The following is a 14,569-nucleotide window of genomic DNA, read 5'->3' as shown; positions in this document are numbered from 1 at the left end:
TCTGGTTGAACTATCCTAGCCATATATGGTTAGTGTTTCGATAATCGGTCCGGGCCGCGTTGGCGGTGCCTTGGCGGTAAGTCTTCCTGCAGATAAGTATTTTGTAGAAAAACTCGTTTTTCGCGGTGATAGCGATCTGTCAACGATAACACGACTTCTCGCGAGGCAACCCGAGGTCATTCGGCTCGAAGACCTCAAAGAGATAAGCTCGGACGTTATTTTTATTACTACCCAGGATTCTTGGATCGTTAAAGTTGCTCACGAACTTGCCCCGAAGATCTCAGTAAATCCTACCGTCTTTCACACAAGCGGATCCTATCCATCTTCCGTCCTCGATGATTTAAAGGCCGTGGGATGTGAAACAGGCTCAATACATCCTCTAGTTTCTATTAGTTCTCCGGAGTTGGGGCCAACACGGTTCCCAAAGGCGTTCTTTTGCGTTGAGGGTACAACACGCGCGGTGAAAATAGGCGAAACCATTGCCACCGATCTGGGCGGACGTCCATTTTCTATAGACACTAAATTCAAGACGCTCTATCACGCTGCGGCTGTTACAGCCTGCGGACATCTGGTCGCGCTATTCGATTCAGCCGTGGAAATGATGACGAAATGCGGCCTTTCGCCAGAGCAGGCGAAAGATATCTTGATGCCGCTCGTAATGAGCACCGTGCAGAATCTTAGCGAGCAAAGCACGTCAGCGGCGTTAACGGGCACCTTCGCTCGCGCCGATATCGAGACATTCACCCGCCACCTCACGGCTCTCAACGAAAATGTGTCGGACGACTTGCTTGAAACCTATCTTCTTCTCGGGGAGAGATCGCTGGAACTTGCGGCAAAGCAGGGGGTAAGTGCCGAAAGGATCGATAAACTGCGGGCGAAAGTTTCGATAGCGAAATCAAAATTGAAGTGGTAGTATCGAATTTTACACGGGGAGCTCTCTTTGGTTAGAAAAAAAGACACATTCGAAGTTGAAAAAGCTTTGCTGCTTGAGCATATTCAGGCCGCCGGGCTTCGCCGCACGAGCCAGCGGGATCTTATCCTCGAAATATTTCTGAGCACTGAAGATCATCTAACTAGTGAAAACTTACATAAACTGGTTCATAAAAAGGATCCGAGCGTCGGACTGACGACGGTTTATCGTACGCTCAAGCTATTGACCGAAGCCGGTCTTGCCCGTGAGGTGGGTTTTGGCGATGGTAAAACCTATTATGAGCACCACTACAATCACGAGCATCACGATCACATGATCTGCACGGAATGCGGAAAGGTCATTGAGTTCTTTTCGCCCGAGATCGAAGAGATGCAGGATCAGATGGCAAGCAACTTTGGGTTCAAACCGACCCATCACAGTCTGCGGATGTGGGGGATCTGTTCGGAATGCCAGCAAGTAAAGGCTGATTCGCGTACTACACCGTCCGGGGCTCAGCCTCGCATACGAGTTAGAACGGCCAATCGATGAATATGAGCGTTCCCATAGTAGTTATTCGATTTGAAAGAGAGGGCATTGAGGGAATTGTGCCTGACGGCGTTACTCTCACTGACGCGGGACGGAGTTTGGGGATCAGGTTCGGCACCTGCAAAATGGTGGGAAAGGAACACGATTGTTCGGTGATCGTAAAAAGCGGCATTGATAACTTAGGTTCGTTGACCGCAAGTGAATCGGAACATTTTGATAAGTACGGGCGTAGGTCAAATGAGAGACTTGCATGCGAGGCAAGGATCATTCAACCGGGAGAAATAGTAGTTATGACCAAAGAAAACACCCAGGAAACCAAAAAGAGTGCGGCAGAGATCAAGAGTGATCTGCAGGCCGATTTCAACGCACTTCCGCTCGATAAAAAGTTCGCCAGCCTTCTCCAGATGGAGGCTGCGACGATAAACGAGGCAGTAAAATATGTCGCGGATTCGTCTATGAAAGCTCTCGAAAAATTAGGTGACGTCATCAGTGATTTTGGAGCAAAAGTCGAAACTGAAGCCAAGAAAGCGACAAGTCCAAAAGAAACGGACGAACCCGCAGCTGAAAGGGAAAAGCCAAAAGCCGGACCCAAACGAAAGCCTGCGGCAGCGAAAGAGTAAAAGTTTCTGGCAATATTGATCTGTGAATAAAACCTCATTAGAGAAACGAACACAAGGGGCGATCAAGGAAAAGGCCCAGTACGCGGGAGCCTTTGGCATTATCGGCCTGATGTTGTGGGTTGCGGGCTTTCCCGTGTTTTTACTCTTTTTTGTAGGCGTCTTGTCGTTTTTTATCTGGAAGGTCTTTTCGTCCGAGGGGCGTAATGAGACCCGCCGCGTCTTTGAATTCTACCTCTCTGCAAACGAGATCCTGCGTGAAGACGACCGGCGCTGGTACGGATTTGAGATCCAGGAGGCGATCGCGAAAGGGGAGGCGATCGTTCGTTCTATGAGTGCAGCTCCGCCGCTAGTTTCTTTCGGCCTCGGGGCACTGTATCAGAAGCTCGATGATCACAGTTCTGCGGTCAAATACCTTTCACAAGTTGTTGAGGAGAATGCGGTTAATGAAACTGCGATCGTTTACCCAAGCAAAGAATTGCGTGAGTACGTTCGCATGCTTCGCAAGATAGAACGAGCTCCTGCCGAAGCTCCCTTAACCTCGTCCGCAATTCGGTCGCTCGAACGGGCACGCAAGAATCGAGGGAAGAAATTGCTCGAAGATAGTCGTTTAGAACTGACGAAACGTGTAGTTCCGCTCCAGCCGAGCGAGCAGAAACTCGAGTCGGTTGTCGACTCTCAAGATGACGATCCGAAGACGGAAGCAAATGGTGTTGGGCCGAGATTTCAGGAAATGCCGGAAAGGGTTCGATCGGTTTCTGCCAGTTTTTCTCAGACCGTTAAGAGGGCTCCGAAAGAAAAAACCGCCGAACAGCCGGCAAACCGCAAAACGATCTCGGAAGTCTTACACGATATTTACGACCAAAACGTGCAGTAGTTCATTGCAGGCCAAAGAACTTCCTGATAGATGTGATCGCACCTTTCTTAGGTGAGATCTCTAACTCATCACTCTTAGCAACTTCCTTTGTGAGGGCCATTTTTCGTTCTTCGATCAATTCAGAAATAACACCTACCAACTCAGGATTCGCTTCGAGGATCGGCTTGAGACCGTTCTTATCAATACGCAATACTTGGGTTTCGACGATCGCGATCACGCTTGCGGATCTCGGCTCGCCTGTTAGCAGGCTCATTTCCCCAAAGAAATCGTCCTCTGCTAAAGTGTTTACCGTCTTCTGGTAATCATTCTCCGTGATCTGAACCTTAACCGAGCCTCTGATGATTACGAACATCGAATTACCTACCTGACCCGCCCTAACGATCGCTTCGCCCGGAGCATAGACGCGTGAGGTCGAAGCGTTAGCGAGACGCTCTATCTCTTCGTCAGAGAGCGGATTAAAGATCGGGATGCGGTTGAGGTGTTCTGCAATGTTATTAACAACCTCGTCGGGTGCCGCTTCGACAGGTTTGGGCTCTATGTGCAGTGTTCGCGTCGGGTATGCGAAGTCGATCTTTTCTCGCTGGAAAACATACCAGATCCGCTGCCTGATAAGAGCATCTGTATCGTGCTGGATCGTATAGTCATCGAGCCAGTACTTAACTTCAAAATCAATTCCGTTATCGCCGAGGTTTCGGATGCGAACGACAGGACGCATCTTTTTCGAGACGTTATCCACCTGGCGGACCGCTTCACGAACGAACTGTATCGTGCGGGTAGGCGAATGCGAATAAAGAGTGTTGAAGAATACCGCCTTCGCATTCAAGTTATCTTTTGGGGCGACCTCGATCGTCTCCTTTCCAAGCACGGAGTTGCTGATGACGAGTAGTTTATTCTGAAACGTGCGGATCTTAACGCCGCGCCACGAAACCATCTCAACTACACCTTCGCCGCGACCGGAGATAATAACTACATCGCCGACCTGAAACGGCTGATCGGCTTGCAATGCCAATCCCGCGAAAAGGTTTCCGAGGGTATCCTGGAGTGCAAGTCCTACAACGATTCCAATGATCGTCGAACCCGTGAACAACGGTGCAAGCTGAACACCCGGGAATTGCGTTTGAAAAATAATAAAGAACGAAACAATGTATATGATCACCGAGATAACGGTCTGCAGCAGCGACGATACCTCGCCAGGTGCACCATTCCGATACAAAGCTTTTGTGATCGAGTAGAATACGAACCGGACAATAGTTACGACGACCGTCATCCAAAGGAGGATCTTCACGATGCGTAGGACATTTACCACGAGGCTTATCGTCGTATCGCCCATCATCGTCGGTTTTTGACCGGCGAGCGTGGCCAGCGAGCCATCGGCCAAGACTTGCAGGCCGAGTTGCGTTGCCGTGTAGCTAAAAATGGTTTCGTCCGATGGGAAAAAGATCAGGACTGCGGTAAGTAAGGCGACAAAGCCGAGGAAATAGATCGCTCTTTTTTGTAGTTCGGATGAGGCCATAATTTAGGGCTAAAACATATCAGCAATTGTCTTTCCAATCAATGCTAAAGACAGCAGGGAAACGGTTAAGGCCACAAGCCACGCAAAAAAGTTAAGCACAGGCCCGTTGGTGTGGCTGCCCATGATCTCTTTATTATTGGCAAGTCTTACGATCGCTAGCAGAATTATAGGTAGGAGCAGTCCGTTGACGGTTTGTGTGAAAAGCAGCAATCGGATCTGGGGAATGCCTGGGATAAGTGCGACGATAGCACCGATCAGGATCAGGCCCGTAAAGATGCCAATGAATATCGGAGCTTCGCGAAACGAACGCGAAAGTCCTTTCTCAAAGCCCAAGGCCTCGCTCAGACTATACGCCGTCGCCAGAGGTAAAACGCCCATAGCAAGCATCGCTGCCCCGAATAGTCCGATACCAAAGAGATATTTTGCATAAACGCCGGCAATTGGAACAAAAGCCTCGGCCGCGGTCGCAGCCGAGTCGATTGATGTGATGCCGTTCATATGAAGGGTCGCTGCTGAACAAATAACGATAAACGCCGCGATCGCACAGGCGAAGATCGTTCCGACGACAACATCTGCCCTTACAACGCCAAGATCCTCTACGTCCATCCGTTTCTCCACGACCGATGACTGAACGTAAACCTGCATAAATGGCGTTATGGTCGTACCGATCAACGCCATTACCATGAAAAGGTATGCGGAATCAGTCTGAAACGTCGGCTGCAGAAACGATTCGCCAACTTTGCTCCATTCAGGCCGCGAGAGAAAGGCCGAGATCACGTAGCAAAAGAACACGAGTGACATCGCCAGGAAAACTCGTTCAACCCGCTTCTGAGAACCTTTAACGACGAGCCACCAGATCAGTCCGGCGGTAATAGGAATTGTAAAGAAACGCGGAATTCCAAATAGCTCCGAAGCCTGAGCTATGCCCACAAACTCTGAAATGATCACGCCGGTATTCGCGATCAAAAGAGCAAGCATCACAAACGCCGTCCAACGGACACCAAACTGTTCCCGGATCAGGTCTGCGAGCCCTTGTCCGGTCACCACGCCCATCCTGACGCACATTTCCTGCACGATCACGAGACTAATGACCATTGGGACGAACGCCCATAGAAGGGAATAACCAAAGCCGGCACCTACACTTGAATAGGTAGCGATTCCACTTGCATCATTACCAGCATTTGCTGCTATTATTCCGGGGCCAAGAACTGCAAGGTAGGCGAGAAAACGGTATTCAGACAGAGACCGACGGACCTTTTGGGAACCACGGCTCAAGAGGCGCGCAAACTTTTTCGGTGAAAAGCGTGTCAACTCCATTTTTACTACTTCCGTCGTCGTTCATCTGGACAGGGTCCTAAAAATCAGTTTTTTCGTTGCGAAAAATGACTATAACTCTTTTGAGATAAATAGAAAAGCCGCATTTATGGATGCCGAATATTTGTCGTAAAACACGACTTTTGTTAGAGTTTCGAGTATGAAAAACAATCCGTTTCGAGTTGTCCTATCGGCGATCTTTGTCTTTGCCATCACATTTGCAATATTGCCTACCAGCAGGGCAGCATTCGCATGGCCGGAGCCGGTTCGGGGCAAGCATGCGATGGTTGCGTCGCAGCACGAACTCGCTTCGCAGATCGGCGTTGACATTATGAAACGCGGCGGCAATGCTGTCGATGCAGCGATCGCGGTCGGCATCGCACTGGCTGTCGTCTACCCGGAAGCCGGAAACATCGGCGGCGGCGGTTTTATGCTCATTCGAGATTCGAAAGGTCAGAATCACGCGATCGACTATCGCGAAATGGCCCCAAAAGCGGCTAACAGGGATATTTTTGTCGATAAGGACGGCAATCTCATTCGCGGTGAAGGCAGTTCAACGATCGGATACCGGGCATCCGGTGTTCCCGGAACTCTCGCTGGTTTTGAGCTGGCGTTCAAAAAATACGGCTCGGGTAAGGTCAAATGGGCCGACCTGGTGCGTCCAGCTCGCCTTCTCGCTCAGAATGGCTATGTTCTTTCGTATCGTCTTGCGGAACTATTCAAAGCTTACAAAGAGAATCTTGCCAAATACGAGGACAGCAAACGTATCTTTCTTAACAATGGAAAATACTTCGAAGAAGGCGACGTTTTCAAGCAGCCGGATCTGGCAAATACGCTGTCCCGTATTGAGCGTCTTGGTGCCCGCGAATTCTACTCGGGCCAAACTGCCAAAATGATAGCGGACGACATGAAGGCCCACAACGGGCTCATTACACTTGAAGATCTCAAGAATTATGTCGCAAAAGAACGAACACCACTGCGTGGCAATTATCGCGGTCACGAGATAATCTCCATGCCGCCGCCAAGCTCCGGCGGGGTCGTGATGATGCAGGTTTTGAATATGCTCGAGGGATACGACGTCCGGAAGATGAAGTCGAATTCTGCTGCCAAATACCATCTATTTGCTGAGGCTTCTCGCCGCGCATTTGCAGATAGAGCAGAGTTTATGGGCGACCCTGATTTTGCAAAGGTGCCCGTGGAAACCATGATGGACAAAAAATACGCGGTAGATCGAGCATCCTCCATCGATCTGACAAAAGCCTCGGTCAGCAAGGATATAGGCCATGGTTCGATCCCCGGAGCGGAATCGATGGACACAACCCATTTTACGGTTATAGATCCCGCCGGAACGGTCGTCACGAACACTTACACTATCAATGATCTCTATGGCTCACGCGTAACCGCGAAGGGAACGGGCGTTCTTCTCAACGACGAAATGGACGATTTTGCCGCTCGCCCGGGCAAGCCGAATTTGTTTGGCCTGGTTCAGGGAGAAAAGAATAAAGTCGAGCCGGGTAAGCGTCCGCTGTCGTCGATGACGCCGACCTTCGTTTTGAAAAAAGATGGCTCGGTTTGGTTCGCTCTCGGAGCCCGCGGTGGGCCAAGGATCATTTCGGCGGTAATGCAGTCGGTGATCAACGTGATCGATTTCGATATGAACATCCAGGAAGCGATCGACGCTCCGCGAATTCATCATCAATGGCTACCCGACGAAATATTGTACGAGCCGGTTGGCTTTTCGCCCGATACGCTAAATATTTTAATGGGATACGGGCATAAATTCACGGCGAATCCGGGCAACGTAGCTTCTGCTACTGGTATCATGATCGATAACAAAGGAGTCAGGTTAGGAGCGATAGACTCGCGAAGTGACGGGATGGCGATCGGTTATTGAGGCAGTTCTTCGTTCTCCAGAAGCCGCGTCGTGTTTTCGGTAACGCTGCGCGGTTCGAGGTCGTTGGTATCACGCCAATTGCCGGTCGCAGGTGCTTCGTACGAAGAAACCGGATAGCTTTGCTGCGGCGGAAGTTGGGATCTCGATGGGCGATTGAGCAAATTCTGTGCTGCGGAGAACGCATTTTCTTCGATCGTCTTTCCGCCGGGGACAGGTGATTCAAACATCCAGGCGTAGGCGACACGCAAAAGACCGCCAACGACCAGGATCAACGTTGCCAGAATCGGCAGAACGGGTGAACGTAGACTCACCATGATCGAGAAAACAGTTATAAGCGGTACGATAAGGAACGAAAGCAGGAAGATAAAAAGGCCTTGTTTGATACCGCGAGTCCGTGGCGACGGAGCCCAAAAGCCTGCCGGGGCATCTGCACGTGGGATCAACCCGCCGGTCTGAAGGAGATCTGCCGTTCCCGTAAGCAAAAAACCGCAACGCGAGCAAAAGCTCGTTTCGATTGACGATCGCTCTTGGCCGCACTGCGGACAAAACATAACTCTCTCCTAGATCTCGTCCTTGTCCAGTAATCTCGTCGTGCTCTCGGTAACGCTGCCGGGCTGCAGATCGTTAGTGTCGCGCCAGTTTCCTGGCTGCGGCGAAGCGTATGCGGACACCGGTATAGATTGCTGCGGCGGCAGGGCAGCGTGATCCATTTGGCCCGGCATATTGTATTGTTGCGACTGAGGCGGGAAGGCGTTTTGGATAACAGGGAATGCAGGCTTTGCCTTCTCGAGGAAGATCAGTGCCGAGACAGCCATTATCATCCCGCCAAAGATACCAATGATCGCCGACACGCCCGCGAGTTCGTCAACGCCGACAATTCCCCAGAACGGCGTCACGATAAAGAGAAAAAACAAGAGCCATATCAAGCTGAAACCTAAGACGTTTCGGCGTGAAAATACCTTCTTTTTCTGCTTATTAAGCTGCTCCAATTGAGGCAGATAACCGCCGTGTGTCACCACCTCAGCAACGATAGCGAGGGGCATTCCGCAGCGTGAGCAGAACTTCGTCTCATTTGATATTTGTTGCTGCCCGCAGCTAGGACAATGCATGTATTTTCTCCGTTTAGATGGTAGACCCAAATCTTAACGAATTCTTACACGAAAAAGTTCTGAATGCAATGGAGTTTCCGGATCAGATACGCGGAAGTTTATCGTCAAACAGCATTTGAAAGACCGCGAAAGCGCGCCCCTGAAAATGCCCAGCCTTGGTGAGCGTGTCGATCATAATTTCAGCGATCGGTGTGAGGCGTTCGGGAGCGGGCATCTCGCGTGCGAGATCATCATCTGACGTGAAAAAAGAAAATCCTTTGAGGCGCGTGGCTTCGACTTCGTCAAAATAGCGTGAAATGTCTTCGTGCGTCGCGAGCTTTTCAGGCAGGGTCCATTCGAACGGGTCGTCCCAAAGCCGTGTGGTTATGCCTCCGAAAGTTTTCTCGACCATCGCGGCCGAGCGCAGTAAGTACTCTCCGCATGAGAACATCGCCATCGAGTTCGCGATCTCGCGCGGCTTCTCAAAAAGCCGTTCCTCCGGGATCTTGGCTAGTAACTCCCGCGAACGGGCGTCGAGTTTAATAAAGCTGCGGTCAAAAGCCGATAGAATCGATACCATAATTGTTCGGTGTCACGCCTCTGAATGAAACGCGTTTGTTATATGATACCGTTTTGCCACCCAGAAGCGTGACTCAGAACCGAGGAATTAACGCTTTCGATAGCGGCGGTCTTTTTCGTACATGCCGAGGCCGTAGTTTCTGCCTTTCCAGTTGACGCCGCTGCCGATCACACCTTTGACGCCGATCTCGGCACCTTTTGACGGGACATTTCCGTCGGCGACGATGATCCACATTGAGCCTGTGCCGTCGTCGATCTTATATGCTCCACCTCCCATATTTGTGCCTGGGATCGAAATGCCGTAGCTGTCCTTTACCACGCCGGCGACGGCAACTTCTTTATTTTGATATTTGGCCGGGTTTCGTTCGATATCGGCGATGCTCGTGCGCTCAGGGCATGCGGTCAGAAGCAATCCGGCGGTGGTTACGCATAGAAGCAGAAATATCGTCTTAACGTTTTTCATCATTTTCCTCAGTTCAAAAATAAGGAGAGCAAAATCACTCGTACAGATTCATATATTGGCCGATAGTTTGCCAATTATTTTGTTATTTGCGATGCTTGGAACAATTTCGATCCACAATGTAGGCAGAGTTTCTGTAAATGGCCGAAGAAAACGGTTTTGAACCGACGAAAAGCGTATCGTTCTGTTCGAGTCTGAAAGACGACGTCTGGCACAGCCTCGCCGGGCCGAATGCCTTCGAAAGCTGGCATTTTGATGCGGTTTCCGACGATGGCCGAGAGGCTCTGGTGATCGCGTTTTACGACAATTATGTGTTGTCACCACGTTTCATCCTAAATTCCCAATCCGATCCAAACGTGACCTATTCAGGGCGGCATCGCTTTCCGGCGGTTTCGTTCGTATATTCTGTCGATGGAAAGCCGGTGATCAGTTCGGTAAACGAATTTGTAGAGAGCGATTTTGCACCGCTCGGTGAGCACGGCTGCAAGATCGGTAACTCATCGTTTAGGATCGATACTGCACAATACGGTTCAGGTTTTATGGTCACCATCGACATGATGACCTTTGGTGGGAAGAAGATCCGTGCCGAGCTAGAATGGTTGCTGATCGAATCAGATCTTGCTCCTGTCACCGTGCGGACCTCCGGAATTTGGAATGCGGTCGCTCCGCGTGCCGATGTTAGCGGTAAAATAATGCTGGTCGGCCGCCGCGGAAAGATCAGAAAGACGGTCCACTTTCGTGGGACCGGCTACCACGATCAGGTAACAAGCGAAAATGTCCATTATCGAGATCTGAGTTCGCGTATGTGGGGGCGGGCGCATTTCGTAGATTCTACGGTAGTTTTCGATCGCCTCGGCGGCGTCCAAGATCATCTGGCTTCCGGCAAGTTCTATCTTATTCGCGACGGGAAGATCGAAGAACGCGATGCGGCATGCAGCGCGACAGAACACAAACGTGACCGCTGGGGTTTACTTGTTCCGCACCGGATCTCGTTTCGCTCTGAAGATGGGATCGACCTTTTAGTAAGGCCGTTGACTGCATTCAGGTCTGGTTTTTCGGAAGTAAAGATGCTGAGTGAGGTAACGCTAACAACCAGCGATTCCAGGTCGCGAACGTCAGTTGGGATATCTGAATTCGTTGATCCGCGTCGGCTTAAGAGCCGCTTGTTTCGTTGGATCTCGGATCTAAGGATCGGAAGGGAAAACGGATCCCCGCTCTTTTAGTTCCAGCGTTTCAGCTTGAGGATAATGTCGTTTGACATCTCTAGTTCAATTTGACGGCAGTCCCGTAGGCAAGGACCTCTGTTGCACCTTGTGAGAATTCGGTCGCGTCGTATCGCATTCCGATGATCGCGTCGGCTCCGATCTCGTGAGCGTGCTGGACGAGCCGGTTAAAAGCTTCTTTGCGAGCTTCTTCGCAAACGACCGACCATTCCTCAATATTACCGCCGGCGAGCGACTTAAATCCACCGATAATTCCCCGGCCAATGCCGGTCGCACGGACAACGATACCGCGCACTACGCCAAGATATTCAACGACTTGCCTGCCCTGAACATCGAATCCGGTTGTTACTATCATGTTTCCTCTTTTTGTCGAACGAAGAAAGGGGAGTTGGTAGCGCCTAGGGGAGTTGAACCCCTCTTTCAAGGTTGAGAACCTCGCGTCCTAACCGATAGACGAAGGCGCCACGAAGACGAATCGAAAGTATAATTCATCAATTCGATCCGAAGCAAGTCAGCAGTCTGGCGGTTGCGATCCAACGCGTTCCTTGACCTTGTCCCCAAGGCTTTCTAAACTAGACGTTTAGGCTTTAATTCATCAACAACCAATATGACGCACAATCTCTTTAATACTCGAAAAACCTTTGTTACTGGCAGCGGCAGTGAAGGCGTTTATTATTCCTTACCGGAACTTGAAAAACACGGTCTCGGTACCATTTCGCGATTGCCGATCTCGATACGCATTGTTTTGGAATCCGTTCTTCGCAATTTCGATGGCGGCCGCAAGGTAAGCGAGGCAAATGTTAAAGCTCTTGCCGCGTGGCAGGCAAATGAAGAGCGTTCGGAAGAGATCCCGTTCGTCGTCGCCCGTGTTGTATTGCAGGATTTTACGGGCGTTCCGCTGCTTGTCGATCTGGCGGCGATGCGTTCCGCGGTGCAGAGAATGGGTAAAGACCCCGGTGTTATCGAGCCGCTTGTTCCGGTGGATCTGGTCATCGATCATTCGGTTCAAGTTGATTTTGCCGGCAGCGAGAGTGCGTACCAGCAGAATATGGCGATGGAGTTTAAGCGAAACGACCAGCGCTATCGCTTTCTGAAATGGGGAACTCAGGCATTTAACGGATTCAGCGTCGTGCCTCCAGGTATCGGTATCGTGCATCAGGTGAATCTGGAATATCTGGCAAAAGGCGTTTTTGAACGCGAAAATGTCTATTTCCCGGATTCTCTCGTTGGAACAGATTCGCACACAACGATGATCAACGGTCTCGGCATCGTCGGCTGGGGCGTTGGCGGCATTGAGGCTGAGGCTGGAATGCTCGGACAGCCGGTTTACTTCCTCACGCCTGACGTCGTCGGTGTTCACCTGACCGGCGAACTGTCACAAGGATCGACGGCGACAGACCTGGTCCTCCGCATCACGGAGATGCTCCGCAAGGCGAATGTGGTTGGCAAATTCGTTGAATTTTTTGGCGAAGGTGCGGCCGCTCTTAATGCGACCGACCGTGCGACGATCGCGAACATGGCTCCGGAATACGGTGCGACCATGGGCTTTTTCGGCGTTGACGAAAAAACTTTGGAATATTTTGCAAATACCGGCCGTTCGCGGGAACAAATCGAGACCATACGTGCATATTACAAAGCACAGGAGATGTTCGGCATTCCGAAAGAAGGCGAAGTGGACTATACAACCGTCATTGATCTAAACCTCGAAACCGTCAATCCGGCCGTCGCTGGGCCAAAGCGTCCGCAGGATCGGATCGAGTTATCGAATCTTGACGATCGTTTCCTTGAGCTTTTTACTAAACCGGTTGCAGATGGCGGTTATGGAAAGGCAGCTGAGGATCTTGAACGGCGTTTTAGCGTTTCCATGGGAGAGCACACTGTCGTAATGGTCGAAGGCGGGGGCGAGCAGAGCTCAAAGTCGATCCCGGAAGCGGATCACGATACAGTTTCTGTCGGCAACACCAATGTTGAAACAGAGATCGAGATGGTCAACAATCGTCCGACGCCTGATCGCGTCGAATTTGACGAAACCACAACACCAACCGTTTCGACCAGTATCGGCAGTGGCGACGTCCTGATCGCAGCGATCACTTCGTGTACGAACACGTCTAATCCAGCCGTGATGATCGCGGCCGGCATCGTAGCGAAAAAGGCTGTCGAAAAAGGAATGAAGGTACCGGCGTATGTAAAAACGTCGCTCGCCCCGGGCTCGCGCGTTGTGACCGAGTACCTTGATCGTACGGGCCTGACGCCATATCTTAACGAAGTTGGTTTTAATCTGGTCGGATACGGGTGTACGACGTGTATCGGAAATTCCGGGCCGCTCGATCCGTCGATCGAAGATCAGATCGTTGAGAACGATATAATCGCGGCATCCGTACTTTCAGGAAACAGAAATTTCGAGGCTCGCGTTCATCAGAATATTAAGGCTAATTTCTTAATGTCTCCGCCGCTCGTCGTGGCTTACGCGTTGGCCGGAACGGTTGTGAAGGATATCTATCTTCACCCGATCGGCCAGGATCGTGATGGTAACGACGTATTTCTGAAGGATATTTGGGCGTCGCTTGACGAGGTTCGTGAAATGCTTAGTGCCGCATTCGATCCGGAGATGTACAAACGGCTATATACCCAATTTGCCGAGCAAAACCCACTCTGGAACAGCATTGAATCGAGCGTTGGGCAGATCTACGAGTGGGATCCAGATTCTACCTATATTCAGGAACCGCCATTTTTTGAGGACTTCACAATGGCGACGGGTGCTTTTTCGGATATTCGCGGAGCGAGAGCTCTGGCGATCTTTGGCGATTCCGTTACGACGGACCACATCTCGCCGGCTGGAGCAATAAAAGCGAATTCGCCGGCTGGCCGATATTTGCAGGAACTCGGCGTTGCACCAGAAGACTTTAATTCTTATGGCTCGCGTCGCGGCAATGACCGCGTGATGCTGAGAGGAACATTCGCGAATGTAAGGATCAAGAACACCATGGTCTCGCCGACCGAGGGCGGCTTTACTAAGCATCAGCCCGATGGTGCCGAAGGATCTATCTACGATGTTGCGATGCAGTATAAACAGGAAAACACGCATCTAATGATCTTTGCGGGAAAGGAGTACGGAACGGGCAGTTCACGAGACTGGGCTGCAAAGGGTACCGCTTTAATGGGGGTAAAGGCCGTGGTTACGGAATCCTTCGAGCGAATTCACCGTTCAAACCTAGTCGGGATGGGGGTTCTGCCGCTTCAATTCAAGAACGGACAGTCGGCCCAGTCGCTCGGGCTCGACGGAACTGAGACCTTTGACCTGGTCGGGATCGAGGGTTCGGAGGTTAAACCGATGCAGGATGCCACGCTGCGGATAACCCGTGCGAACGGAGAGACCGAGGAAGTTACGTTGACACTTCGGATCGATACGCCGATCGAGATCGAATATTACAAGAATGGTGGCATTTTACCCTACGTTCTACGCCAGTTGGTTGGCTAGAGCGCTTACGTGAAGCGGTTTGTTGTGAAGTAAAAATTGCTTGTATTCATCGTTAAACGGTGATAAATTT

General features: G+C 50.9%; 14 protein-coding genes and 1 tRNA gene. 7 read left to right on the top strand and 8 right to left on the bottom strand.

The features are described 5' to 3' along the window. The first annotated feature begins 25 nt into the window (after positions 1-25). The 4 genes from IPG22_21580 to IPG22_21565 all read left to right on the top strand — a co-directional run bounded on the left by IPG22_21580 (position 26) and on the right by IPG22_21565 (position 2,950). Complete coding sequence (locus tag IPG22_21580) at positions 26-913, top strand: DUF2520 domain-containing protein (protein MBK6590867.1); 888 nt, start codon at positions 26-28, stop codon at positions 911-913. A gap of 66 nt (positions 914-979) precedes the next feature. Then, positions 980-1,459, top strand: coding sequence for a transcriptional repressor (locus IPG22_21575; protein ID MBK6590866.1), 480 nt, complete (start codon positions 980-982; stop codon positions 1,457-1,459). Between the two features lie 2 nt (positions 1,460-1,461). Next, positions 1,462-2,076, top strand: a complete 615-nt coding sequence (locus IPG22_21570; protein ID MBK6590865.1) for a hypothetical protein — start codon at positions 1,462-1,464, stop codon at positions 2,074-2,076. 22 nt (positions 2,077-2,098) lie between these two features. Further along, the gene (locus IPG22_21565) at positions 2,099-2,950 is read left to right on the top strand and encodes a hypothetical protein (protein MBK6590864.1); all 852 of its coding nucleotides are present in this window, start codon (positions 2,099-2,101) and stop codon (positions 2,948-2,950) included. 1 nt (position 2,951) lies between these two features. On the opposite strand, the gene IPG22_21560 is transcribed toward IPG22_21565, so the two are convergent. After that, complete coding sequence (locus IPG22_21560; protein MBK6590863.1) at positions 2,952-4,463, bottom strand: mechanosensitive ion channel family protein; 1,512 nt, start codon at positions 4,461-4,463, stop codon at positions 2,952-2,954. 9 nt (positions 4,464-4,472) lie between these two features. Further along, on the bottom strand, positions 4,473-5,780 hold the full coding sequence (locus IPG22_21555) for an Nramp family divalent metal transporter (GenBank protein ID MBK6590862.1): 1,308 nt from the start codon (positions 5,778-5,780) through the stop codon (positions 4,473-4,475). A 157-nt stretch (positions 5,781-5,937) separates the two neighbouring features. Between IPG22_21555 and ggt the strand changes: the two genes are divergently transcribed. Beyond that, positions 5,938-7,671, top strand: a complete 1,734-nt coding sequence (gene ggt / locus IPG22_21550; GenBank protein MBK6590861.1) for a gamma-glutamyltransferase — start codon at positions 5,938-5,940, stop codon at positions 7,669-7,671. Here the strand turns inward: ggt and IPG22_21545 are convergent. The 4 genes from IPG22_21545 to IPG22_21530 form a co-directional block, all read right to left on the bottom strand. Then, complete coding sequence (locus IPG22_21545) at positions 7,665-8,222, bottom strand: zinc ribbon domain-containing protein (GenBank protein MBK6590860.1); 558 nt, start codon at positions 8,220-8,222, stop codon at positions 7,665-7,667. The genes ggt and IPG22_21545 overlap by 7 nt on opposite strands. A gap of 9 nt (positions 8,223-8,231) precedes the next feature. After that, the gene (locus IPG22_21540; protein ID MBK6590859.1) at positions 8,232-8,780 is read right to left on the bottom strand and encodes a zinc ribbon domain-containing protein; all 549 of its coding nucleotides are present in this window, start codon (positions 8,778-8,780) and stop codon (positions 8,232-8,234) included. An 82-nt stretch (positions 8,781-8,862) separates the two neighbouring features. Next, a complete protein-coding gene (locus IPG22_21535) occupies positions 8,863-9,339 on the bottom strand; it encodes a hypothetical protein (GenBank protein MBK6590858.1) in 477 nt (158 codons plus the stop codon). 87 nt (positions 9,340-9,426) lie between these two features. Next, positions 9,427-9,801, bottom strand: coding sequence for a hypothetical protein (locus tag IPG22_21530; GenBank protein ID MBK6590857.1), 375 nt, complete (start codon positions 9,799-9,801; stop codon positions 9,427-9,429). Positions 9,802-9,938: 137 nt separating this feature from the next. On the opposite strand from IPG22_21530, the gene IPG22_21525 reads away from it, so the two are divergent. Further along, positions 9,939-11,021, top strand: a complete 1,083-nt coding sequence (locus IPG22_21525) for a hypothetical protein (protein ID MBK6590856.1) — start codon at positions 9,939-9,941, stop codon at positions 11,019-11,021. Between the two features lie 40 nt (positions 11,022-11,061). Here IPG22_21525 and IPG22_21520 read toward each other — a convergent pair whose 3' ends face one another. Both IPG22_21520 and IPG22_21515 read right to left on the bottom strand, forming a co-directional pair. After that, a complete protein-coding gene (locus tag IPG22_21520; GenBank protein MBK6590855.1) occupies positions 11,062-11,376 on the bottom strand; it encodes a YbjQ family protein in 315 nt (104 codons plus the stop codon). A gap of 34 nt (positions 11,377-11,410) precedes the next feature. Continuing rightward, positions 11,411-11,485: transfer RNA gene (locus IPG22_21515), tRNA-Glu, on the bottom strand. Positions 11,486-11,628: 143 nt separating this feature from the next. Here IPG22_21515 and IPG22_21510 point away from each other — a divergent pair. Beyond that, on the top strand, positions 11,629-14,499 hold the full coding sequence (locus IPG22_21510) for an aconitate hydratase (GenBank protein ID MBK6590854.1): 2,871 nt from the start codon (positions 11,629-11,631) through the stop codon (positions 14,497-14,499). The last annotated feature ends 70 nt before the right edge of the window (positions 14,500-14,569 follow it).

The sequence above is a fragment of the Acidobacteriota bacterium genome, from assembly GCA_016703965.1.
Taxonomy (GTDB): Bacteria; Acidobacteriota; Blastocatellia; order Pyrinomonadales; family Pyrinomonadaceae; genus OLB17.
The sequence above is the reverse complement of the archived record's forward strand: the minus strand, read 5'-3'. Positions and strand labels throughout refer to the sequence as shown.